Source organism: Streptomyces sp. NPDC092369 (assembly GCF_044755245.1).
Classification (GTDB): domain Bacteria; phylum Actinomycetota; class Actinomycetes; order Streptomycetales; family Streptomycetaceae; genus Streptomyces.
The window spans coordinates 164,733-187,048 of the sequence record NZ_JBIVQP010000004.1; the positions used below are offsets into that span (position 1 = coordinate 164,733).

18 protein-coding genes are annotated in these 22,316 nt (G+C 71.3%); 10 read left to right on the forward strand and 8 right to left on the reverse strand.

Annotation, left to right across the window (positions count from 1 at the left end; translation table 11 throughout):
• Positions 1-9: 9 nt before the first annotated feature.
• Positions 10-1,080 carry an O-antigen ligase family protein gene (locus ACIQI8_RS24550; protein WP_402354509.1) on the reverse strand — a complete coding sequence of 357 codons (1,071 nt, stop codon included), beginning with the start codon at positions 1,078-1,080 and terminating at the stop codon, positions 10-12.
• A 229-nt stretch (positions 1,081-1,309) separates the two neighbouring features.
• On the opposite strand from ACIQI8_RS24550, the gene lnt reads away from it, so the two are divergent.
• Both lnt and ACIQI8_RS24560 read left to right on the forward strand, forming a co-directional pair.
• Positions 1,310-2,920: an apolipoprotein N-acyltransferase gene (gene lnt / locus ACIQI8_RS24555; protein WP_402354511.1), complete on the forward strand. Its 1,611-nt coding sequence runs from the start codon at positions 1,310-1,312 to the stop codon at positions 2,918-2,920.
• A gap of 68 nt (positions 2,921-2,988) precedes the next feature.
• Positions 2,989-3,468: an NUDIX hydrolase gene (locus ACIQI8_RS24560; protein ID WP_402354513.1), complete on the forward strand. Its 480-nt coding sequence runs from the start codon at positions 2,989-2,991 to the stop codon at positions 3,466-3,468.
• 53 nt (positions 3,469-3,521) lie between these two features.
• Here ACIQI8_RS24560 and ACIQI8_RS24565 read toward each other — a convergent pair whose 3' ends face one another.
• The gene (locus tag ACIQI8_RS24565; protein WP_402354515.1) at positions 3,522-4,484 is read right to left on the reverse strand and encodes a GlxA family transcriptional regulator; all 963 of its coding nucleotides are present in this window, start codon (positions 4,482-4,484) and stop codon (positions 3,522-3,524) included.
• Positions 4,485-4,588: 104 nt separating this feature from the next.
• On the opposite strand from ACIQI8_RS24565, the gene ACIQI8_RS24570 reads away from it, so the two are divergent.
• Positions 4,589-5,227 (forward strand): HD domain-containing protein, encoded by a 639-nt coding sequence (locus ACIQI8_RS24570; RefSeq protein ID WP_402354517.1) that lies wholly within the window; start codon positions 4,589-4,591, stop codon positions 5,225-5,227.
• A gap of 49 nt (positions 5,228-5,276) precedes the next feature.
• On the opposite strand, the gene ACIQI8_RS24575 is transcribed toward ACIQI8_RS24570, so the two are convergent.
• Positions 5,277-6,143, reverse strand: a complete 867-nt coding sequence (locus ACIQI8_RS24575; protein WP_402354519.1) for a LysR family transcriptional regulator — start codon at positions 6,141-6,143, stop codon at positions 5,277-5,279.
• Positions 6,144-6,358: 215 nt separating this feature from the next.
• Between ACIQI8_RS24575 and ACIQI8_RS24580 the strand changes: the two genes are divergently transcribed.
• Positions 6,359-6,796 (forward strand): Fur family transcriptional regulator, encoded by a 438-nt coding sequence (locus tag ACIQI8_RS24580; RefSeq protein ID WP_402354521.1) that lies wholly within the window; start codon positions 6,359-6,361, stop codon positions 6,794-6,796.
• A 33-nt stretch (positions 6,797-6,829) separates the two neighbouring features.
• Positions 6,830-9,040, forward strand: coding sequence for a catalase/peroxidase HPI (katG, locus tag ACIQI8_RS24585; RefSeq protein WP_402354523.1), 2,211 nt, complete (start codon positions 6,830-6,832; stop codon positions 9,038-9,040).
• A gap of 131 nt (positions 9,041-9,171) precedes the next feature.
• Here the strand turns inward: katG and ACIQI8_RS24590 are convergent, their stop codons facing one another.
• From ACIQI8_RS24590 to ACIQI8_RS24610, 5 genes are all read right to left on the reverse strand, one after another.
• Positions 9,172-10,935, reverse strand: coding sequence for an FAD-dependent oxidoreductase (locus tag ACIQI8_RS24590; protein WP_402354525.1), 1,764 nt, complete (start codon positions 10,933-10,935; stop codon positions 9,172-9,174).
• A gap of 51 nt (positions 10,936-10,986) precedes the next feature.
• Positions 10,987-12,930: a maleylacetate reductase and hydroxyquinol 1,2-dioxygenase domain-containing protein gene (locus tag ACIQI8_RS24595; RefSeq protein WP_402354527.1), complete on the reverse strand. Its 1,944-nt coding sequence runs from the start codon at positions 12,928-12,930 to the stop codon at positions 10,987-10,989.
• Between the two features lie 153 nt (positions 12,931-13,083).
• Positions 13,084-13,974, reverse strand: a complete 891-nt coding sequence (locus ACIQI8_RS24600; RefSeq protein WP_402354529.1) for a helix-turn-helix domain-containing protein — start codon at positions 13,972-13,974, stop codon at positions 13,084-13,086.
• 214 nt (positions 13,975-14,188) lie between these two features.
• A complete protein-coding gene (locus ACIQI8_RS24605) occupies positions 14,189-15,640 on the reverse strand; it encodes a purine-cytosine permease family protein (protein ID WP_402354531.1) in 1,452 nt (483 codons plus the stop codon).
• A 113-nt stretch (positions 15,641-15,753) separates the two neighbouring features.
• On the reverse strand, positions 15,754-17,208 hold the full coding sequence (locus ACIQI8_RS24610; RefSeq protein ID WP_402354533.1) for a glyceraldehyde-3-phosphate dehydrogenase: 1,455 nt from the start codon (positions 17,206-17,208) through the stop codon (positions 15,754-15,756).
• A 168-nt stretch (positions 17,209-17,376) separates the two neighbouring features.
• Between ACIQI8_RS24610 and gndA the strand changes: the two genes are divergently transcribed.
• The 5 genes from gndA (at position 17,377) to ACIQI8_RS24635 (ending at position 22,275) form a co-directional block, all read left to right on the forward strand.
• The gene (gene gndA, locus ACIQI8_RS24615) at positions 17,377-18,816 is read left to right on the forward strand and encodes an NADP-dependent phosphogluconate dehydrogenase (protein WP_402354535.1); all 1,440 of its coding nucleotides are present in this window, start codon (positions 17,377-17,379) and stop codon (positions 18,814-18,816) included.
• 103 nt (positions 18,817-18,919) lie between these two features.
• Entirely contained in the window at positions 18,920-19,402 is a 483-nt protein-coding gene (locus ACIQI8_RS24620; RefSeq protein WP_402354537.1) for a hypothetical protein, read from the forward strand.
• Positions 19,403-19,487: 85 nt separating this feature from the next.
• Positions 19,488-20,993, forward strand: a complete 1,506-nt coding sequence (locus tag ACIQI8_RS24625) for a purine-cytosine permease family protein (RefSeq protein WP_402354539.1) — start codon at positions 19,488-19,490, stop codon at positions 20,991-20,993.
• Positions 20,990-21,571, forward strand: a complete 582-nt coding sequence (locus tag ACIQI8_RS24630; RefSeq protein WP_402354541.1) for a cysteine hydrolase family protein — start codon at positions 20,990-20,992, stop codon at positions 21,569-21,571. Before ACIQI8_RS24625 ends, ACIQI8_RS24630 begins: the two co-directional genes overlap by 4 nt.
• Positions 21,568-22,275 carry a GntR family transcriptional regulator gene (locus tag ACIQI8_RS24635; protein WP_402354543.1) on the forward strand — a complete coding sequence of 236 codons (708 nt, stop codon included), beginning with the start codon at positions 21,568-21,570 and terminating at the stop codon, positions 22,273-22,275. The genes ACIQI8_RS24630 and ACIQI8_RS24635 overlap by 4 nt, the downstream gene beginning before the upstream one ends.
• The last annotated feature ends 41 nt before the right edge of the window (positions 22,276-22,316 follow it).

Genomic DNA, 22,316 nt, shown 5'->3' on the forward strand with positions numbered 1-22,316 from the left:
ACTCCAAGGTCAGTCGGGCGTCAGCCGGTCACGGTGTCCGCGTACCTGCGTCTCCCGGTGCGGTGAGTCGTCGGCGAGGGGTCTCGCGGTGGCCAGGCCTGCGAGCAGGCCCGCGCCGACCGACACCGCGGTGAAGCTCAGGGCGTTGCCGATGGAGGCGATGGCCGCGAGGCCGGTCAGGGCCGCGCCCGCCGTGAGCACGACCGGCGTGGGGCGCGGCGAGCGCCACAGCGCGTACAGCACCCAGCAGAAGGCCGCCGCCAGCAGGGCGACGCCCACCACGCCCTCCTCCGCCGCCTGTTGCAGGGGCGCCGAGTGCGGCTTGCCGTCCGAGAGCAGCGTGCGGGTCGCCGTCGTGCTCAACTCGCCGAAACGGCCCGGGCCGACGCCCAGGCCCGCGTTGTGGCGGGCCAGTTCCAACGCGTCGTGCCACAGCTCGATGCGGTGCCCGGTCAACTGGGCCGCCAGCGAGTCGTCCAGGCCCTCGGGCACCGCGTTGCCGGCGAGCGCCCAGACCAGACCGGTCACCAACGCCGCGGCCAGGGCCAGTCCCACGATGCCCAGACCCCGGCCGCGCATCCGGCCGGCGGCCAGTGAGCAGAGCAGGACGCCGGTGCAGGTGATGAATCCGGTGGTCGAGCCGACGACGGCCGCGGTCACCGTGATCCCCGCGCCCAGCGTGCCCAGGGCGAACCGTACGCCCGGCGCCTGCGCCGCCCAGGCCGCACAGCACGCGGCACCGGTGCACAGCGTCAGCAGGGCGGCGGTGGCACCGGCGTGCCCGAGCGGGGCGTCGATCTGCGGGCCCGGTGCGAGATGGGGCACGGCCACCAGGAGCACCACCCCGGCCAGCGCTCCCGCGCACGGCGCGGCGACCGGCACCAGCGCCCCGCAGATCCGCCCCACGGCATAGCCGGCGGCCACGGCCAGGATCGCCAGCAGCACGCCCTCGGGGCGGCCGTCATGAGCGCCGGCCGTGATCAGGGACCAGGTGGCACAGGCCCCCAGTACCACCACGCCCGCCGCGTCCGAAACGTTTCGTCTCTCGCCGTCCTCCCCAGGACCGGCCACAGACGTCATCCCAGTGGAACCCACCCAGCCCCCACCCGGTCAGCGCCCCCGGACCTCGCTCGGCCCGTCATCCGGCGGTTGACGGAGGCTCCGGCACACCGTAACGGTTGATGGACGTTTTGTGGATGAGTTGGGCAGAGATGTGCACGAACGATTCGGGGGTCGCGCCTGGTGACGCCCGGTGCCGCCATCCGGACCGCGCTGTCGGCGCCAAGGTCACCCGCCGTACACTCCCCGAGTGACCGCCACCGCAACCTCCGTGGACGAGTCGGACACGTCGCAGCCCGAGACCACGCGCGCGTCAGGCGTGGCACGGCTCGTACGCCTCGTCCCGGCCCTCGTCGCCGCGCTCTCCGGAGTGCTGCTCTACGTCAGCTTCCCGCCACGCACCCTGTGGTGGCTGGCCCTGCCGGCCTTCGCGGGATTCGGCTGGGTGCTGCGCGGCCGGGGCTGGAAGGCCGCGTTCGGTCTCGGCTACCTCTTCGGTCTGGGCTTCCTGCTGCCGCTGCTGGTGTGGACGGGCGTGGAGGTCGGCCCCGGACCGTGGCTCGCGCTGGTCGCGGCCGAGGCGGTCTTCGTCGCGCTGGTCGGCATGGGAGTCGCCGCCGTGTCGAAGCTGCCTGGTTGGCCCCTGTGGGCGGCCGCCCTGTGGATCGCGGGCGAGGCGGCACGCGCGCGTGTGCCCTTCCACGGCTTCCCCTGGGGCAAGATCGCGTTCGGCCAGGCCGACGGCATCTTCCTGCCGCTCGCCGCGGTGGGCGGCACCCCGGTGCTCAGCTTCGCCGTCGTCCTGTGCGGCTTCGGCCTCTACGAGGCGGTACGGCTCGGCATCGACGGCCGGCGCACCCGGACCGTACGGCGGTCCGCAGCGGCCGTGGCCCTGCTGAGTGTGGCCGTGCCGGTGGTCGGCGCGCTGGCGGCGCGCACGCTGGTCAGCGACAAGGCCGAGGACGGCTACGCGACCGTCGCGGTCATCCAGGGCAATGTGCCGCGCGCCGGACTGGAGTTCAACGCCCAGCGGCGGGCCGTGCTCGACTACCACGCGCGTGAGACGGAACGCCTGGCCGCCGAGGTCAGGGCCGGCAAGATCGCCAAGCCGGACTTCGTGCTGTGGCCGGAGAACTCCTCCGACGTCGACCCGTTCGCCAACGCCGACGCGCGCGCCGTCATCGACAAGGCGGCGAAGGCGATCGGCGTCCCCATCTCGGTCGGCGGCGTCGTCGAGCGCGACGGCAAGCTCTGGAACGAGCAGATCCTGTGGGACCCGGTGCAGGGCCCCACCGACACCTACGACAAGCGGCAGATCCAGCCCTTCGGCGAGTACCTGCCGCTGCGCTCCCTGATCGGCGCGATCAACAGCGACTGGACCTCGATGGTCCGCCAGGACTTCAGCCGGGGCACCAAGCCGGGCGTGTTCGACATGGCAGGCACCAAGGTCGGGCTGGTCACCTGCTACGAGGCCGCCTTCGACTGGGCCGTGCGCTCCGAGGTCACCGACGGCGCCCAGATCATCTCCGTACCCAGCAACAACGCCACCTTCGACCGCAGCGAGATGACCTACCAGCAGCTCGCGATGTCCCGGGTGCGGGCGGTCGAGCACAGCCGGACCGTCACCGTGCCCGTCACCAGCGGCGTCAGCGCGATCATCATGCCGGACGGGAAGATCACCCAGAAGACCGGCATGTTCGTCGCCGACCACCTCGTGCAGAAGGTTCCGCTGCGCTCGTCGCAGACGCCGGCCACCCGGCTCGGCATCCTGCCCGAGATCGCGCTGGTGCTGATCGCCGCGGGCGGACTGGGCTGGGCGATCGCCTCCGGTGTGCGCGGGCGACGCGCCGGTGACGCGTAGCCGTACGCCGGGCACATGCTCCCCGCTCGGCGCGGGAGGGGCATCAACTCCCGGTTAGGGTCGGGGACATGGCTACTCCTGACTTCATCCGTGAGATCCGTGCCTCGGCCGGTCACCAGTTGCTGTGGCTGCCCGGCGTCAGCGCCGTCGTCTTCGACGACGAGGGCAGGGTCCTGCTCGGGCAGCGCGCCGACAATCACCGATGGGCGCTGATCTCCGGCATCCCCGATCCCGGTGAGCAGCCCGCGGTCGCCATCGCGCGGGAGGTGGAGGAGGAGACGGGCGTCCGGGTCGCCGTCGAGCGGCTGGTCGCGGTGCGGTCCGGGCGGCAGGTCACCTACCCCACCGGTGACGTCTGCCAGTTCATGGACCTCTCCTTCCTCTGCCGCTCACTCGGCGGCGAGGCCCGGGTGAACGACGACGAGTCCCTGGCGGTCGGCTGGTTCGCGCTGGACGACCTGCCCGAGCTGACCGACTACCACCACTTCCGGATCAAGCAGGCGCTGTCCGACGAACCCACCTGGTTCGAGCCCGCGAGTTCGGAGTGACGTGAGGGCGGTGCCGCCCTTAACAGCTGCCCTCTGACGGCCTTCTGGCGGCCCTATGACGGCTGCGGGTGTGTGGTGGCGAAGCGCCTGCGGTACTCGGTAGGGGTGGTGCCCAGGTGGCGGGCGAAGGCGCGGCGGAGGGTCTCGTCGCTGCCGAGCCCGCTGCGCTGCGCGGCCGAGGTCACGCTGTGTCCGTCGAGGAGGAGTTGGCGCGCGCGGTCGAGGCGGACGCGCTCGACCCAGCGGGCGGGGGTGGTGTCCAGTTCGGTCTGGAACAGCCGGGTCAGGTGCCGGGTGCTGACGGCGGCGGACGCGGCCATGGCGGGCAGGCTGTGGTTGGCGCCGGGGTCGGCCAGCACCGCCGTGGTCAGGGTGCGCAGCAGGTCGCTGCGGGCCGGCGGGGTCATCAGCGCCGTGGAGAACTGCGACTGCCCGCCCGGGCGTTGCATGAAGACGACCAGTTCGCGGGCCGCCTCCCGGGCCGCGTCCGCCCCATGGTCGTCCTCGACCAGGGCGAGGGCCAGATCGATGCCCGCGCTGATACCCGCGGAGGTGAGGTAGTGGCCGTCCCGGACATGGAGGGCGTCCGGTTCGACCCGCACCCGGGGGTGGCGCCGGGCCAGCGCCTCGGCCTGCCGCCAGTGGGTGGTCGCCCTGCGTCCGTCCAGCAGACCCAGCTCGGCGAGGACGAAGGCGCCGGTGCACACCGAGGCGACCCGCGACGCGCGCTCGGCGAGGACCGCTGCCGCGGCCAGCAGCTCCTCCTCGACGGGTGGCACGGCGAGCCGGTCGGCCCCGGCGACCACGAGCGTGTCCACCGGTCCCGCGTCCGCGGCCGTCAGCGTCCGCGCCAGCACCACGCCGGAGGCCGTCGTGACATCACCCCCGCGCGGGGAGACCAGGACGGGCTCGTAGCGGGGATCAGGCCGTCCGGCCTTGATCAGCACCTCCAGCGGACCGCTGACGTCCAGCAGCGTCACACCGTCGAACACGAGGAAGGCGACCCGATGCGTCATGTCTGAATCTGTGGGTTGTACGGCTGTGAGGACACGGCGCCAGGATAGGTCACCGCGCGACTCTGAAGGAGGTCACCGACCGACGGAGTGAGAAAGGCAGCATCATGAGCGAAACGATCGCGGACGTACGGATCCCGGACAGCGCACTGGCACGGGAGGCGACCGAACTGGTGCGGGACGTCGCCTCACCCCTGCTGTTCGACCACTCCCGGCGGGTGTTCCTGTTCGGATCGCTGCGCGGCCGGGAACAGGGGCTGTCCTTCGACCCCGAACTGCTCTACGTGGGCGCGATGTTCCACGATCTGGGGCTGACCGAGCGGTTCCGCCGTACCGACCAGCGGTTCGAGATCGACGGCGCCGACGAGGCCCGCCGCTTCCTGCGCGCGCACGGCGTCGACGGCGAGCCGGCCGACCGGGTCTGGACGGCGATCGCCCTGCACACCACCCCGGAGATCCCGCTGCACATGGCGCCCGAGGTGGCCCTGGTCACCCGCGGTGTGGAACTGGACGTCCTGGGGATCGGCTACCACGCCGTCTCCGACGAGCAGCGCGCGGCCGTCGTCGCGGCCCACCCCCGCCCCGACTTCAAGAACCGCATCCTCGCCGCCTTCACCGAGGGCATCGAGGACCGCCCCGACACGACCTTCGGCAACGTCAAGGCGGACGTGCTGGCCCACTTCTCGCCCGGCTTCGTGCGCGGGGACTTCGTCGAGGTCATCAAGGGCTCGGACTGGCCCGAGTAACCGGGGGAGTCGCCCAGGTCGACCCGGCCGCCGACCCGACCCGGCCGGGTCACCGCCGCGTGATGTGGCGCAGGAGTGCGGCCACGGCGGGCGGCAGGTCCCCGCGCGGGTGGACCACGCGTACCGACCACGAGGGTGCCTGTCCGGTGAAGGGGCGCACCCGGAGGTCGGGGAACCGGGACGCCAGGGACGGCGGCATGATGCACACCCCGAGGCCGTGCCGGACCAGGTCGGTGGCCGCCAGCAGGTCGTTCACCTCGAAGGTGACCGTGTGCTCCAGGGACAGCGCGCGGAAGGCCCTGTCGACCGCGTGCCGGACCGCCCAGCCGGGCGAGAAGTCCACCAGCGGGAGCCGAGCCGCCTCCGTGAGCGTCACCGGGCCCTCGGGCGGCAGGTCGTCCGCCGCCGGGGCGGTCACCAGGACCATCTCCTCCCGTGAGAGCAGCCGTGTTGTCAGACCGCGCTGCAGCGGCGCGTCCAACGCGGCCACGGCCAGGTCGACGGTGCCGTCGCGCAGGGCCTGCGGGATGTCCTCGGCCGGGGCCTGGCGCAGCCGTACCACCACGCCCGGGTGTTCCCGGTGGAAGCCGGCCAGCGCCTCGGCACCGCCGTACAGGCCCTGCATGACCCCGATCGTCAGCTCACCGCGCAGTTCTCCCTGGGCGAGGTCGACCGCGGTCCTGGCCTCCTCGGCGGCGCGCAGGGTGGCGCGGGCGGCCGGCAGGAAGGCGTGCCCCGCGGGGGTCAGCGACACCCGGTGGGTGGTGCGCTGGAACAGCGGCGCGCCCAGTTCGCGCTCCAGCGCCCGGACCGTGCTGGAGACCGCGGACTGCACCACATGCAGCCGCCGGGTCGCCGCGCTGAACCCGCCCTCCTCGGCCACCGCGACGACGACCTCCATCTGACGCAGGTCCATGGCGTCCTCCTCGGCTGTCCCGTCCCGGCCATCTCGTACGCAGATGACCACCAGCTTGAACCATCTGCACCGGAAGCGAACCCGCCACGCCCACCGCTGTGTGCGTGCAACGCCAGGGTCCGCGTGGCACAGTCCTGACCGTTGTCCGGCGCGACACTTAACTTGCACGATTCGTTTTCTTGAATCATTAGTGTTTGTGCCGGTAGGTTGGCGTCATGACCGCATCCCAGCCTCCGACCACCGCAGACGAGCTGCGCGGTGCCGGCCTGCGGGTGACGGCCGCTCGCGTCGCGCTGCTCGAGACCGTCCGGGGCGGTGATCACCTCGGGGTCGAGGCGATCGCGTCCGGGGTGCGCGAGCGCGTGGGCCACATTTCCGTACAAGCCGTGTACGACGCACTTCACGCGCTCACCTCGGCGGGACTCATACGCCGTATCGAACCCGCCGGCAGCCCGGCCCGGTTCGAGGGGCGCGTGGGAGACAACCACCACCACCTTCTGTGCCGGTCGTGCGGCGCCGTCGCCGATGTCGACTGTGCCGTCGGCGACGCCCCCTGCCTGACCGCGTCCGACGACCACGGCTTCTCGATCGACGAGGCCGAGGTCATCTACTGGGGTCTGTGCCCCGCCTGTATCAACGCCCCCAGCTCCTGAGCAACGCGATTCACCCAGTTCGGAAGGATTCCCATGTCTGAGAACCACGACGCAATCGTCACGGACGCGAAGTCGGAGGACGCCGGGGGCTGCCCCGTCGCGCACGGGCGCGCCCCGCACCCGACCCAGGGCGGCGGTAACCGTCAGTGGTGGCCGGAGCGCCTCAACCTGAAGATCCTCGCCAAGGACCCGGTGGTCGCCAACCCGCTCGGTGCGGACTTCGACTACGCCGAGGCGTTCGCCGGCCTCGACCTCGCGGCCGTCAAACAGGACATCGCCGAGGTGCTGACCACCTCGCAGGACTGGTGGCCGGCGGACTTCGGCAACTACGGCCCGCTGATGATCCGGATGGCCTGGCACAGCGCCGGCACCTACCGCATCAGCGACGGCCGCGGCGGTGGCGGCCGCGGCCAGCAGCGCTTCGCGCCGCTGAACAGCTGGCCGGACAACGGCAACCTCGACAAGGCCCGCCGTCTGCTGTGGCCGGTCAAGAAGAAGTACGGCCAGTCCATCTCCTGGGCCGACCTGCTGATCCTCACGGGCAACGTGGCGCTGGAGACGATGGGCTTCGAGACCTTCGGCTTCGGCGGCGGCCGCGCCGACGTCTGGGAGGCCGACGAGGACGTGTACTGGGGTCCCGAGACCACCTGGCTCGACGACCAGCGCTACACCGGCGACCGCGAGCTGGAGAACCCGCTCGGCGCCGTCCAGATGGGCCTCATCTACGTCAACCCCGAGGGCCCCAACGGCAACCCGGACCCGCTGGCCGCGGCCCGCGACATCCGTGAGACCTTCCGCCGCATGGCGATGAACGACGAGGAGACCGTCGCCCTCATCGCCGGTGGCCACACCTTCGGCAAGACCCACGGCGCCGGTCCGGCCGACGCGGTCGGCGACGACCCCGAGGCCGCGTCCATCGAGCAGCAGGGCCTGGGCTGGAAGTCCTCCTACGGCACCGGCAAGGGCGGCGACGCGATCACCTCCGGCCTCGAGGTCACCTGGACCACCAAGCCCACCCAGTGGAGCAACGACTTCTTCGACATCCTCTTCGGCTACGAGTGGGAGCTGACCCAGAGCCCCGCCGGCGCCAACCAGTGGGTGGCCAAGGACGCGCAGCCGATCATCCCGGACGCCCACAGCGACGCCAAGAAGCTGCCCACGATGCTCACCACCGACCTCGCGCTGCGTTTCGACCCGATCTACGGTGAGATCTCGAAGCGTTTCCACGAGAACCCGGCCGAGTTCGCGGACGCCTTCGCCCGCGCCTGGTACAAGCTGACCCACCGTGACCTGGGCCCGAAGTCCCTGTACCTCGGCCCGGAGGTCCCCGCCGAGACCATGCTGTGGCAGGACCCGCTGCCGCAGGCCGAGGGTGAGGCGATCGACGCCGCCGACGTCACGGCCCTGAAGGCGAAGATCCTCGCCTCCGGCCTGACCGTCCCGCAGCTCGTGTCCGTCGCCTGGGCGTCCGCCTCGACCTTCCGCGGCAGCGACAAGCGTGGCGGCGCCAACGGTGCCCGCATCCGTCTGGAGCCGCAGCGCGGCTGGGAGGCCAACGACCCCGACCAGCTCGCTCAGGTGCTGCGGGTCCTCGAAGGCATCCAGCAGGAGTTCAACTCCGGTGCCAAGAAGGTCTCCCTGGCCGACCTGATCGTCCTCGGCGGTGCCGCCGCGGTCGAGAAGGCCGCCAAGGACGGCGGCGTCGACGTGGAGGTCCCCTTCACGCCGGGCCGTGTCGACGCGACCGAGGAGCACACGGACGTCGAGTCGTTCGCCGCGCTGGAGCCCACCTCCGACGGCTTCCGCAACTACCTCGGCAAGGGCAACCGCCTCCCCGCCGAGTACCTGCTGCTGGACCGGGCGAACCTGCTCACGCTGACCGCCCCGGAGCTGACCGTCCTTGTCGGCGGCCTGCGCGTCCTGGGCGCCAACCAGGGTCAGTCCACGCACGGTGTCCTCACCGACAGGGTCGGCACGCTGACGAACGACTTCTTCGTCAACCTGCTCGACCTGGGCACCACGTGGTCGTCGACCTCCTCGGACCAGCAGACCTTCGAGGGCCGCGACGCCTCCGGTGCCGTCAAGTGGACCGGCACCCGTGCCGACCTGGTCTTCGGCTCGAACTCCGAGCTGCGCGCGCTCGCCGAGGTCTACGCGAGCGACGACGCGAAGGAGAAGTTCGTGAAGGACTTCGTCGCCGCCTGGACCAAGGTCTCCGACCTGGACCGGTTCGACCTCGTCTGAGACCCCGTCCGACCGCTGCGGCGGTCATGACAGCCTGATGTCCGGGCCGGCCCACGGGGGCCGGCCCGGACGTTCGCGTTGCGGCGGTTGCGAGGGGGGTGCGGGGGGCCTACGGAGAGATTCCTGCGCCGTCAGCGGTCCAGGACCGACTTCAGTGCCCGCGTCAACTCCGCGCCCGCGTCGGCCGCGTCCGCCGGCGGGGACGTACGCCGCCACGCGATGTACCCGTCAGGGCGCACCAGCAGAGCGCCGTCCTCCTCCATCTCGCTGAGCCGGTACCAGTCGCCGTACGCGTCCCTGGCGCCCTCGGCGCCGATGCGGACCAGGCGCAGGGGCACGCCCAGTTCGGCCACGGCCTTTCGTACGGCGTCCGCCCAGATTCCGCCGGACACTCCGGTGACAAGAGAGAAGGCGCCCTTGCCGATGAGGTCGAGGGTGGAGACGCGGTGGCCGGAGGAGTCGATCAGCCAGCTGTGCGGGATCTTCGCCCCGGGGCGGGTGGTGGGCCGGTGGTACAACTCCCGGTCGTCCGGCCAGACTTCGTCCGGTCCCCCGTCGTCCAGGACGGCGGAGGAGGAGTAGCGCTGATTGAGCTCGACGCCGTGCGCGTTGAACTCGTAGTTCTTGAGCTCCACCGCCCGCTCCAGTTCGCGCCGGCGTTTGGCGCCCGCCGCGTCCTGGGTGCGGCAGGCCTCCAGCGCGCGCTCGATGCCGTCGGCGTCGCTGCCGCCGCCGATGCCCAGCGCCTCGAAGATCGGCCCGAACTGGTCGCGGCTGAGGTTGGCGCGGTCCACGATCTGCTTGCCGATCGGGGCCCGTTCCGCGCTGTAGGTGGCCAGCAGGCCGGGTCCTGCCTCGCCGCGGATCACCATGGCGAGCTTCCAGGCCAGGTTGAAGGAGTCCTGGATCGAGGTGTTGGAGCCGAGGCCGTTGGACGGCGGGTGGCGGTGCACGGCGTCGCCCGCGCAGAAGACGCGGCCGGCCGAATAGGCGGTGGCGTAGCTGTGGTTGACCGTCCACAGGGAGGTCGAGGTGATCTCCACGTCCAGTGCGGGGTCGCCCACGAGGTCGCGCACGATCCGGCGGGCCTCGGCCTCGTCGACCTCCGGCGGCGGCCGTTCGATGTCGTACCCCCACACCAGCAGCCACTCGTCCCAGGGGCGGACCATGCGCACCAGGCCCATGCCGATGCCGCCGGTCTCGGCGCCGGGCTGCATCACCCAGTACAGGACGCTGGGGCGGTGTGCCACATGGGCGGACAGATCGGCCCGGAACACGATGTTCATGCTGCCGGCCTTGCCCTCCTGACCGGCGATCGGCAGCCCGATCTGCTCGGCGACCAGGCTGCGGCCGCCGTCCGCGCCGATCAGATAGCGGGCCCGCAGGGTGAACTCGTCGCCGCGCACCCGGTCGCGCAGATACGCGGTGACGCCGTCCTCGTCCTGCTCCAGGCGCAGGAACTCGGTGTCGAAGCGGGCCTTGGCGCCGCGCGCCGCCGCGTTCGAGACCAGGAGCGGCTCCATGTAGGTCTGGGGCAGGTCGATCATGGGGGACGGGCTGGCGGCCGTGTACTCGCTGAGCCGGTCGTCGCCGGTGCCCCAGGTACGGATCCGGGCGATCTCCTCGCCCGCGATCGACGTGCAGAAGACCGTGTCGCCCATGAGGTGCTGAGGAGTTCCGGCGGCGAGCGCCTCCTCCTCGACGCCCAGGTCGCGCAGGACTTCCAGGGTGCGCTGGTTGGTGATGTGGGCGCGGGGGGTGTTGGCCACCCACCCGTACTTGTTGATCATCGTGACCCGTATGCCGTAACTGGCGAGCAGCAGCGCGGCCGTCCCGCCGGCCGGGCCGCTGCCGACGACCAGGACGTCGGTGTCGTAGGTGGTTGCGCGGCTCATGGTGTCTGTCGTCTCCTGCGAGGTCGAGTCCTGCGGGGTCGATACGGAGGCTTACGCGCCCGGGGCCAGGCGGAAGGTGTAGGTGAGGCGGTGCCAGGGGCCGTCGACGGCACGGCCGTCGGGGGTCGGGCCCTTCTGCTCGGGGTAGTCCACGACGAGCGCGTCCTTCACGCCGAAGACCGTGTCGTCGTCGATGTACTGACCGCCCGCGACGAAGAGTTGGGTGATCAGGGTCTTGCGGCCGGGTGCGCCGATCATGAAGTGGACGTGCGGTGCGCGGAAGGGGTGCCGGGCGGTGGCGTCCAGGAGCCGACCCACCGGACCGTCGGCCGGGATGGGGTACGGAACCGGTACGAGCGACCAGAAGACGAGCCCGCCGTCGGCGTCGGTGTGGAACCGCGCGCGCAGCACCGGCCCGTCCTGGTCCGGGAGTTGGACGTCGTAGAAGCCGTCGGCGTTGGCCTGCCAGACGTCCACCACCGCGTCGGCGATCGGCGCGCCCTCGATGTCCGTGACCCGCACGTCCACGTACAGCGGCGCTCCGTCGAGGCCGGCGGCGATGTCGTCCCCGTGCGCCCGCGGTGGCGGGCCCTCGACGTAGAAGGGGCCGAGCACGGCGGACGGAGTGGCTTCGGCGGTACGGGAGTTGGTGAGCACGTCCACCGCGCTGGACACGCCGAGGGTGTCGGAGAGGAGGATGAACTCCTGCCGGGTGGGGCCGCTCAAGTGGCCGGTGCGGGTGAGGAATTCGATCGCCAGGTTCCACTCGGCCTGGGTCAGGTCGTTGTCGGCGGCGAAGCCGTGCAGATGGCGGACCAGGTCGGTGAGCAGCTGCCGGGTGCGCGGGTCGGGCGCGCGGTCGAAGCTGGACGTGACCTCGCCGAGCAGGGTGTGCAGTTGGGCGGCGAGGGGGTCGCCGGGCGGCGGCCGGTGACCGGACCAGGCGTCCTGGAGCAGGGCGGCGATCCCGTCCGCCGTCACCGGGCGTGGGTTGGGGTACGGGGTGGCGGTGGCGAGTTCGACCGCGCGGGGGAGGTCCTCGGCCGTCATGCCGAGGTCGCGCAGGGAGCGGGGGCCGTCCAGCGCGGTGATCAGGTCGTACACGGCGGTGGGCGCGTCCGGGGCGGGTCCTGAGCCCGGCCCGGACAGTGCGCGGGCGATCCTGCGCATCGCGTCCTCGGCGGCGGGCGCGTTGTAGGCCATCGCGTGCGGCAGCACCACGGTGTGCGTGTCGGCGTGCGGCAGGCCGAAGGAGCCGCCGAGGGTGTGGCACAGCTTGTGGTGTAGGCCCATGCCGACGGTGCCCAGGCAGGTGCCGGCCAGCCAGGCCGCCTCCAGCGCGTCGGCGCGCGCCTCGCCGTCGCCGGGATCGGCGGCGATTCGGGGCAGCGCCGAGGCGAGCAGCCGGATCGCGCGCAGCGCCAGCTCGTCCGTGATCGGGTCCGGCTGCGGGGCGTACAGCGCCTCCACGGCGTGCGCCATGGCGTTGACGCCGCTGGTGACCGAGGTGCGGACGGGCAGATTGAGGGTGAGGGAGACGTCGTAGAGGATCGTTCGGGGGCGGATCTCGGGGGCGGAGCGGGTGGTCTTCACGCCGTCGCGTGTCTCGCCGAGGACGGGAGTGGCCTCCGAGCCCGCGTACGTGGTCGGTACGACCACCTGGGGGAGTCCCGTGCGCACGGCGAGGGCCTTGGAGAGGCCGACGGCCGAGCCGCCGCCGAGGGCGACCAGGCAGTCGGCGCCCGTCTCCCGTACGGCCTCAAGGGCGCGCTCGGTGACGTCCACCGGCGTGTGCATCCTGGCCCCGGTGAACTCTCCGGCGGTCAGCGCTCCGAGGGCTTCCCTCGCCTGCTCGACCAGGGCCGTCCGTGTCGGTGTGGTCAGGATCAAGGCGCGGGTGCGGCCCAGGGCCTCGGCCTCCTCGCGCAGACGTCCCAGGGTCCCCGTCCCGAAGACGGTCCTCACCAAATGACCGGAGTGGACGAACTCCCGCATGCGGCTCTCCGATGTGCGTGACTCCGGGGTACGGCGCTGCACCCCTGTCGAGGAGTATCGCCACCCTCGGCCGGGCGCGCCTGCACGAAACGTGCCGGGCGCTGCACGAAAGACGCGCCGGACGGGCAGTCGTCGCGGCGCGGGGTCGGCCGGTCAGCCTTCCCGGCGCAGGGCCGCCGGAGTCGTGCCCAGCTGTGCGCGCAGCACCCGGGTGAGGTGCTCCTGGTGGGAGAAGCCGCAGACGGCCGCGATCTCGGCGATGGGCTGGGTCCCGGTGCGCAGCAGCCGGGCGGCCCGCTCGACGCGCAGCCGCATCAGATAGCGGTGCGGCGGGCGTCCCGCCCGGTCCTTGAAGGCACGCGCGAACCGGCTGACGCCGAGACCCGCCGCCGCGGCGAGCTCCGTGAGCGGCAGCGGCTCCGCGAGCCGCGCCTCCATCAGGTCGCGTACAGCCATGAACTGACGATCCGTCAATCCAGTTGCCCTCGGCCGCTGTTCGCCGTTGACACGGCCTACGTTGCTGTGCCGCCACGCCAGTTGACCGGCGAGTGTGAGCACCAGTTGGTCCGCGTACGTGCGGCCGGCCGGGGCGCCCTCGCGGACCACGCCGTCCAGGGCCAGGACCAGTTGCTCCAACAGCGGGTCGGTGACGCCGAGTTCCTCGTTGAGGCGCACCGGCCCGTGGTCCTCGCCGACCGCCGCGCGCAGGATGTCGTCGGCGACGTACACGTGCACGGTCTTGAGCGGGCCGCCGAGTTCGACGTCCAGAGTCGTCTCGGCGGGGTGGAGGAACAGGCCGCCCGGTGGGACGCGGCTGACCTCGGTGAGGCCGCGGCGCCCGCGGCGGACTGTGACGGGGCCGTCCAGGTGCAGGATCAGCAGATGGCTGGGCGCCCCGTCGAAGGCCTTGCGGTACGGGAGCTCGTCCTGGGTGGAGAGATACAGCCCCTGCCAGCCGAGCCCCGCGCTGGTCCGCCGCGGACGCACCCACGGCAGTCCGAGGATGCCCAGGGTGTCGTCCACGCCCAGTTCGCGCATCGGCATCGAGCCCGCTCCCACCTGCCCCTCGGATCCGCCGCCTGGAGCGGACCGGTACGTCAATGGTCGCGCAGGTGGGCGGCCGGAGAAAGCGCGAGGAGGGAGGCGATCACTTCAGGCCGACGAGGACGGCCGTTGTGTGGGCGTCGTACCGCTGCGGCACCCGCAGGGACCCCGTGCGGCCGCCGCAGGGGAGGGGACGGTCCCGGCGCTGTAGCCGTCAGGGCTCGCGGTGTTCGTGCGCGGACCGCTCCAGTTCCGCGGCCTCCGCCTCGGCCAGCCGGGTCTCGGCGTCCACGTCGATCGACCGGGTCAGGAACCAGTAGAGGATCGCGGAGACGGGCAGTCCGACGAACAGGGAGATGTCGGCGCCGTCGAGCGCGTCGGCGATCGGCCCGGTGTAGAGCGTGCCCACGGAGAAGAACGGGATCATGACCACGAAGCCCACCAGGTACGAGATGATCCCGTGCCAGCCCCAACGCCCGTAGATTCCATGGGGGTTGAAGATCTCGGCGATGGCGTAGTGGCCGCGGCGCACGATGTAGTAGTCCATGAGGTTCACCGCGGTCCAGGGGATGAAGAGGTAGAGGACCAGCAGCAGGAAGTTGTTGAAGTTCGTGAGGAAGTCGGAGGTCGCGGCCATCGCGCCGGCCAGCGAGAGGGCCGCGGTGAGGCCGATGGTGAGCAGGCGGACGCCGACCGTCGGGCGCACCTTCTTGAAGGAGTCGATGGCGCTGATCAGGGTCAGCGAACCGCCGTACATGTTGAGGGCGGTGACGGAGATCAGGCCGAGCGCCGCGAACAGCAGCACGATCGCGCCGAAGCCGCTGAACACCTTGTCGCCGGCCGCGTTGATCGAGGCGACCGTGTCGAAGTCCTTGCCCGCCCAGGCCGCGAGCAGCGTGCCCAGGACCATCAGCCAGATGCCGCCGAGGGCCGAGCCGAAGTAGGTCCAGTAGAAGGTCTTGCGGACCGTCACGCCCGGCGGGAGGTAGCGCGAGTAGTCGGAGACGTAGATCGCCCAGCTGATCTGGTAGCCGGCGACCACACCGAACTGGGCCAGGAACGGCGTCCACTTGAAGGCGCCGAGGTCGAAGGAGCCCGCCGGGTAGTGCAGGGTGACCAGGACGCCGACGGTGAAGATGCCGAAGACGACCAGGAAGGTGTATGTCAGGAACTGCTCGGCCTTGTGGATGACGTCGTAGCCGACCAGCGCGATGACGAGGGCGACCACGGTCACCGCGGCCACCCACGGCTTCACGCCGCCGTGCACCGTGGTGTGCAGGGCCTCGCCCGCCAGGATGGTGTTGAAGACGTTGAAGCCCGCGTACTGGACGTACGCGAAGAGCCACACCAGCAGGGCGCCGACATAGCCGAACTGGGGTCGCGACTGGATCATCTGCGGCAGGCCCAGCTGGGGGCCCTGGGCCGAGTGGAAGGCCATGAAGAAGGTGCCGATGACGGTGCCCGCGACGATCGCGATGAGCGACCAGATGAGGTTGCCGCCCTCGGTGATGCTGATCAGGCCGACGGCGAGGGTGGCGATCTGCGCGTTCGACATGAACCACAGGGGGCCCAGGTGCCACAGCTTGCCGTGGCGTTCGTCGAGCGGGACGTAGTCGATGGAGCGGGTCTCAAGACCCGACACCCTGGGCTCTGCTGATGTGGTCATGACGCCTCCAGAGTGTGGATCCGCCTCTGAGGCCACATTCATGCCCCGCGCATGTCCGGTCAAGCGGTCATTACCGACCCTTGACCGGACGGGTGCGAGGTCAGACGCCGAGGTCAGACCGCCGGGCTCGGGAACGTCGGGTACTCGACGCCGGAGACGTGCTGGACCACCCGGACGACCTGGCAGGAGTAACCGAACTCGTTGTCGTACCAGAGGTAGAGGATCGCGTTGTCGCCCTCGACCTTGGTGGCGCCCGCGTCGACGATCGAGGCGTGGCGCGAGCCGATGAAGTCGCTGGAGACCGCGTCGGGGGCCGTGGTGAAGTCGATCTGGCGCTTGAGCGGGCTGGTCAGCGAGACCTCGCGGAGGTGGTCGAGGACCTCCTCGCGGGACGTCTCGCGGGAGAGCTGAAGGTTGAGGATCGCGATCGAGACGTCCGGCACCGGGACCCGGATCGAGCTGCCCGTGATCCGCGCCTTGAGGTCGGGCAGCGCCTTGCTGACGGCGGAGGCGGCGCCGGTCTCGGTGATGACCATGTTGAGCGGCGCGGAGCGGCCCCGGCGGTCGGCCTTGTGGTAGTTGTCCAGCAGGTTCTGGTCGTTGGTGAAGGAGTGCACGGTCTCCACATGGCCGCGCTCCACCCCGAACTCCTCGTCCATCGCCTTCAGCGGCGGCACGATCGCGTTGGTGGTGCAGGACGCGCAGGACAGGATCCGCTCGTCCGGCTTGACGGTGTCGTGGTTGACGCCGTGCACGACGTTCGGGACGTCGCCCTTGCCCGGCGCGGTCAGCACGACCTTGTCGATGCCGGGGCGCAGATGCTGCGCAAGGCCTTCGCGGTCACGCCACTTGCCGGTGTTGTCGATGAGGATGGCGTCCTTGATGCCGTACGCCGTGTAGTCGACCTCGGACGGGTCGTCGGCGTGGATCACCTTGATCGCGTTGCCGTTGGCGAAGATCGTGCCGCTCGCCTCGTCGACCGTGATCGTGCCCTGGAACTGGCCGTGGATCGAGTCCCGGCGCAGCAGCGAGGCCCGCTTGACGAGATCCTCGGAGGCGCGTCCGCCACTGCCGCGCACCACGATGGCGCGCAGCCGCAGACCGTTGCCCGAGCCGGCCTTCTCGATCAGCAGCCGGGCGACCAGGCGCCCGATGCGGCCGAAGCCGTAGAGGACGACGTCACGCCCCTCGCCGCGCTCGATCTTGTTGGCGCCCGTGGCACCCGCGACGGCCTCGGCGGTGAACTCCTCGACGGTCAGGCCGCGTTCGTCACCGCGGTAGGTCGCGGCGAGCATGCCGATGTCGATCTGCGAGGGACCGAGGTCGAGCGTGGTCAGGGCGCGCAGGAAGGGCAGCGTCTCGGTGACCGAGAGTTCCGCGCCGGCGATCTGCCGGGCGAAGCGGTGGGTCTTGAGGATGCTCACCACCGACTTGTTCACCAGGGAACGGCTGTGCAGCAGCACGGTGACGTCCCGCTCGCGGTGCAGCTTCCCGATGATCGGGATCATCGACTCCGCGGTCTCCTCGCGGGTCTTCCAGTTGGTGAACGAGTCGTCGTTGACAGTCACAGGATTCTCTTTCGAGCTAGGTGGCGCTCATATGCTAAACCCCTGCTCGTCCGGTCCTTCAGGCGGGGGTTCCGGTCGGAATCGAGACGATCCGGCCGCCGCTGCGTACCTGCGGGGGACGGGGCCCCCGCCCCGAGACCGTCACCGGACCGATCCAAGGGACAGAGCATGAACGCAAGCGCAGCCATCGGCGTGACCGGCCTCGGTGTGATGGGCCGCAATCTGGCCCGGAACTTCGCCCGCAACGGCTACACCGTCGCCGTCCACAACCGCTCCGCGGGCCGCACGCACGCGCTCATGGAGGAGTTCGGTCACGAGGGCGCGTTCGTCCCCGCCGAGACGGCCGCGGAGTTCGTGGCCGCGCTGGAGCGCCCCCGGCGGCTGATGGTCATGGTGCAGGCGGGATCCGCGACCGACGCGGTCATCGACGAGTTCGCCCCGCTGCTGGAGTCCGGCGACATGATCATCGACGCCGGCAACGCCCACTACGCCGACACCCGCCGCCGCGAGGCCGCCCTGCGCGACCGGGGCCTGCACTTCGTCGGCACCGGCGTCTCCGGCGGCGAGGAGGGCGCGCTGCACGGACCGTCGATCATGGTCGGCGGCTCGGCGGAGTCGTACGCCGTCCTCGGGCCGATGTTCGAGAAGATCAGCGCGTACGTCGACGGCGAGCCGTGTGCCGCCTACATCGGCAGCGATGGCGCCGGGCACTTCGTGAAGATGGTCCACAACGGCATCGAGTACGCCGACATGCAGCTCATCGCCGAGGCCTACGATCTACTGCGCCAGGTCGCCGGGTACGCCCCGGCCGAGATCGCGGACATCTTCCGGCGCTGGAACGAGGGCCGGCTCGGCTCGTACCTGGTCGAGATCACCGCCGAAGTGCTCGCGCACGTGGACGCGGAGACCGGCGCCCCCTTCGTCGACGTGGTCGCCGACGCCGCCGGGCAGAAGGGCACCGGCCGCTGGACCGTGCAGACCGCCCTCGACCTGGCCTCACCGGTCACCGCCATCGCCCAGGCCACCTTCGCGCGCGCCGCCTCCGGGCAGAGCGAACTGCGCGCCGCCTACGCGGGCCTGCCGGGCGGCACCCGGCCCAAGCTCAGCCGCACCGAGGCCGAGCGCTTCGCCTCCCAGGTCGAGCACGCCCTGTACGCGTCGAAGGTCATCGCCTACGACCAGGGCTGGAAGATGATCCAGGACGCCGCCGCCGAGTACGGCTGGAAGATCGATCTCGGCACGGTCGCCCGGATCTGGCGCGGCGGCTGCATCATCCGCGCCTCCTTCCTCGACCGCATCCGCGCCGCCTACGCGGCCGACCGGGACCTGGTCAGCCTGCTCGGCGAGATGGAGTTCGCGATGGAGATCACCGACGCGCAGGTGCCCTGGCGGGAGACCGTCGCCTCGGCCGCCCGGCGCGGCGTCCCGGTCCCGGCCTTCTCCGCCGCGCTCGCCCACTACGACACCCTGCGCGCCGACCGCCTGCCCGCCGCCCTGCTTCAGGGCCAGCGCGACTACTTCGGGGCCCACACGTACGGCCGTACCGACCGTCCCGGCGCCTTCCACACCCAGTGGGCCGTGCCGGGCCGCCCCGAGACCACGGCCTGAGCGACCGGACCCGACCGATCCGACCTGACTCCATCTGATCCGACCTGCCCGTCGTCCCGGTTCCGGGCGTGACCATCGCCCGGAACCGGTCGTTCTCGCTTGCATGATCCACTTCAAGCGCGGACTCGTCACCGCCGCCCTCGCGCTCGCCGGCCTCGCGGTCCTGACCGCCCCCGCCGCCCACGCCACCGACAACGTCCCCTGTCACAGCCCCACCAAGCGCAACCTCACCGACCCCGGTACCGGCCGCAGTTGGCCGAACACCGAGGTCCGCTACTGCAACCTCACCCGGGGCCACGTGCCCGTCTACGCGACGCGCTCGCCGGGCGCACCCGTCGTCGGCTACCTCGAACAGGGCGGCGCGGCCAACTGGTTCGTCACCGAGATGAAGGGCCAGACCTTCCGGGACGGGTCCGCCGAGAACTACTGGTGGGGCAGCACCATGGCGGACAACGGCCGTTGGGGCTGGGTCCCCGAGGTCTACTTCGCGGGCGGCGACAACAACGAGGACGACGCCGGGCTGCTCATGCCCGGCTCCTACACCTGCGCCAACGTGTGCCCGCCGCTGCCCTTCTGGGCGCGCTGAGGTCCTGCGGCGACCGTTCCTGTCTTGACGCCCCCATCCGCCCGACCTAGCCTCGACTCAACACGTCTAGACAGGTAGGTCGACGATGGCCGATTCGCTGGACTCCACCGACAACAGATCCTCCGGCCGACAGCTCCAGGTGGAAACCCACGGGCTCGACGTGATCGGGGACGACGAGCGCAAAGGCACCCCGAAGACGCTGTTCTGGCCCTGGTTCGGTGCCAACGTCTCCATTCTGGGCCTGAGTTACGGCGCCTTCGCGCTCGGCTTCGGGATCTCCTTCTGGCAGGCGCTGATCGCCGGCGTCATCGGCATCGTCTTCTCCTTCCTGCTCTGCGGATTCATCGCCGTCGCGGGCAAGCGCGGCTCGGCGCCGACCATGGTGCTCAGCCGCGCCGCCTACGGCGTGCGGGGCAACCGGCTGCCGTCGGCGCTCTCCTGGGTGCTCACCGTCGGCTGGGAGACCGTCCTGTGCTCGCTGGCCACCATGGCCACCGCCACCGTCTTCGGACGGCTCGGCTGGGGCGGCGGCACCGAGACCAAGGTCGTCGCCCTGATCGTGGTCGGCGCGCTCACCGTCATCGGCGGTGTGATGGGCTTCGACCTCATCATGCGGCTGCAGACCGTGATCACCGTCGTCACGGGGGTGCTCACCGTCGTCTACATCGCGCTGGTCGCCGACCACATCCACTGGCACACCGTGAGCGCCCTCCCGGCGGGCTCCGCCCAGGAGTTCATCGGCGCGCTCGTCTTCATGATGACCGGCTTCGGGCTCGGCTGGGTCAACGCCGCCGCCGACTACTCCCGCTATCTGCCGAGGAGTTCGTCGAGCCGGGGCGTCATCGGCTGGACCACCTTCGGCGCCTCGGTGGCCCCCCTGTTCCTGCTGGTCTTCGGCCTGCTGCTGGCCGGCTCCTCGACCAAGCTCAACGCGGCCGTCGCCGCCGACCCGATCGGCGCCCTCACCACCATCCTGCCCACCTGGTTCCTGGTCCCCTTCGCCGTGGTCGCCGTGCTGGGCCTGGTCGGCGGCGCCGTCCTCGACATCTACTCCTCCGGTCTCGCCCTGCTCTCCGCGGGCCTGCGCATTCCCCGCTACCTGGCCGCGCTGGTCGACGGCGTCCTGATGATCGCGGGCTCGATCTACATCGTCTTCGTCGCCGACGACTTCCTCGGCCAGTTCATGGGCTTCCTGACCACGCTGGGCGTCCCCATCGCCGCCTGGTGCGGCATCATGCTCGCCGACCTGCTCCTGCGCCGCCGGGACTACGACGAGGGCGACCTCTACCGCCCGGCCGGCCGCTACGGCGACGTGTCCCTCACCCCGCTGCTCCTCACCCTGGTCGCCACGGCGCTGGGCTGGGGCCTGGTCACCAACGCCGCCGCGAGCTGGCTGGACTGGCAGGGCTACCTGCTCGACCCGTTCGGCCTCGGCGGCAAGTCCGGCGCCTGGGCGTACGCCAACCTCGGCGTCCTCGTCGCCCTCGCCGTCGGCTTCCTCGGCACCCTGGCCCTGGGCCGCGCCCGCGTCCACGCACAGGAGGCGCTGGCACCGAGCCCGGCGGCCGGGGAGGGGGTGCCGATCGCATGACCGATCGCCCTGTCGGCCGAGTTGCCGCGGACACCGGCCTGCTCACCGTCATCGACATGCAGCGCGTCTTCGGCGAACCCGACAGCCCGTGGGCGACCCCGCGGTACGCCGAGGCCGCGGCGGGCGTACGACGTCTGCTGCCGGCGTTCGGCGACCGGGTGGCCTTCACCCGCTTCGTCGCCCCCACGAAACCCGAGGGCGCCTGGCGCGCGTACTACGAGCAGTGGCCCTTCGCGCTCCGACCGCCGGACGATCCCCTGTGGGATCTGACCGACGACTTCGCCGGTCACCCGGGCCACGTCGTCACCGCCACGACCTTCGGCAAGTGGGGCCCCGAACTCGCCCGGCACGCACAACGGGACGGCCGGCTGGTCCTGGCCGGCGTCAGCACCGACTGCTGCGTCCTGTCCACGGCCCTCGCCGCCGCCGACGCCGGCATCGAGGTACTGGTCGCCGCCGACGCCTGCGCGGGTGTGGACGACGACTCGCACGCCAAGGCCCTGCACGTGATGGACCTCTACCGCCCCCTGATCCGGGTGACGACCGTCGCCGAACTGCTTGAGGCGGCGGCCCGATGAGCGAAGTCCGCCTCAAGCACCAGCGGATCACCGAGGTCCTGGCCAAGGAGATCCGCAGCGGTCGCCGCCCGCCGGGAGAACAACTTCCCGGCGAACACGCCCTGGCCCAGCGGTTCGGAGTCAGTCGTACGACGGTCCGCGCGGCCCTCGCCGAACTCAGCGAGGCCGGACTGATCGCCACCCGTACCGGCAAGGGCTCCTACGTCCTCTTCGACGGCCGCCCGCTGGACGACCGACTCGGTTGGGCGCGCGCCCTCGCCACCCAGGGCATCGACACGCGGGTGCGCACGGTGGCGGTGCGGGGCGTGCGCGAGGAGCCGCTCGCCGCCGAACTCGGCCTGCCCGAGCCGGAGTTCGTGTGCGTGGAACGGACCCGTGAGCTGGTCGCCGACGACGTGGTGGTGTCGTACGAACGCAGCTTTCTGCCGCCCGTGCCGGGGATCAGGGAGTTGCCGGAGCGCGGTCTGGAGGCGGATTCGCTCACCGACGTGATGGGGAGGGCCGGGCTGCGTCCCGACCACGGCGAACAGCGGCTGGGCGGGCGGCGGATAGACGCGCGCGAGGCTGAGCTGCTGCGGCGGTCGCCGGGGGACTGGTTCCTCGACGCGCGCCGCACCAGCCGGGCGGCGGACGACTCCTTCGTGGAACATGTGGTCAGCCTGCTGGATCCCGAACACTTCAGGCTGACCGTCGAGTTCGGCTGAGCACCGCACGGTGGTGCCCGGCATCTCTTCCGCTCAGGAGG

What these genes read in the sequence shown, in the direction of transcription:
- gndA (WP_402354535.1), top strand. Translation starts at nt 17,377, where the DNA reads ATGAACGCAAGCGCAGCCATCGGCGTGACCGGCCTCGGTGTGATGGGC.
- ACIQI8_RS24575 (WP_402354519.1), bottom strand. Translation starts at nt 6,143, where the DNA reads ATGGACCTGCGTCAGATGGAGGTCGTCGTCGCGGTGGCCGAGGAGGGC.
- ACIQI8_RS24560 (WP_402354513.1), top strand. Translation starts at nt 2,989, where the DNA reads ATGGCTACTCCTGACTTCATCCGTGAGATCCGTGCCTCGGCCGGTCAC.
- ACIQI8_RS24565 (WP_402354515.1), bottom strand. Translation starts at nt 4,484, where the DNA reads ATGACGCATCGGGTCGCCTTCCTCGTGTTCGACGGTGTGACGCTGCTG.
- ACIQI8_RS24605 (WP_402354531.1), bottom strand. Translation starts at nt 15,640, where the DNA reads ATGACCACATCAGCAGAGCCCAGGGTGTCGGGTCTTGAGACCCGCTCC.
- ACIQI8_RS24590 (WP_402354525.1), bottom strand. Translation starts at nt 10,935, where the DNA reads ATGAGCCGCGCAACCACCTACGACACCGACGTCCTGGTCGTCGGCAGC.
- ACIQI8_RS24580 (WP_402354521.1), top strand. Translation starts at nt 6,359, where the DNA reads ATGACCGCATCCCAGCCTCCGACCACCGCAGACGAGCTGCGCGGTGCC.
- ACIQI8_RS24600 (WP_402354529.1), bottom strand. Translation starts at nt 13,974, where the DNA reads ATGCCGATGCGCGAACTGGGCGTGGACGACACCCTGGGCATCCTCGGA.
- ACIQI8_RS24635 (WP_402354543.1), top strand. Translation starts at nt 21,568, where the DNA reads ATGAGCGAAGTCCGCCTCAAGCACCAGCGGATCACCGAGGTCCTGGCC.
- ACIQI8_RS24595 (WP_402354527.1), bottom strand. Translation starts at nt 12,930, where the DNA reads ATGCGGGAGTTCGTCCACTCCGGTCATTTGGTGAGGACCGTCTTCGGG.
- ACIQI8_RS24630 (WP_402354541.1), top strand. Translation starts at nt 20,990, where the DNA reads ATGACCGATCGCCCTGTCGGCCGAGTTGCCGCGGACACCGGCCTGCTC.
- katG (WP_402354523.1), top strand. Translation starts at nt 6,830, where the DNA reads ATGTCTGAGAACCACGACGCAATCGTCACGGACGCGAAGTCGGAGGAC.
- ACIQI8_RS24620 (WP_402354537.1), top strand. Translation starts at nt 18,920, where the DNA reads ATGATCCACTTCAAGCGCGGACTCGTCACCGCCGCCCTCGCGCTCGCC.
- ACIQI8_RS24625 (WP_402354539.1), top strand. Translation starts at nt 19,488, where the DNA reads ATGGCCGATTCGCTGGACTCCACCGACAACAGATCCTCCGGCCGACAG.
- ACIQI8_RS24570 (WP_402354517.1), top strand. Translation starts at nt 4,589, where the DNA reads ATGAGCGAAACGATCGCGGACGTACGGATCCCGGACAGCGCACTGGCA.
- ACIQI8_RS24550 (WP_402354509.1), bottom strand. Translation starts at nt 1,080, where the DNA reads ATGACGTCTGTGGCCGGTCCTGGGGAGGACGGCGAGAGACGAAACGTT.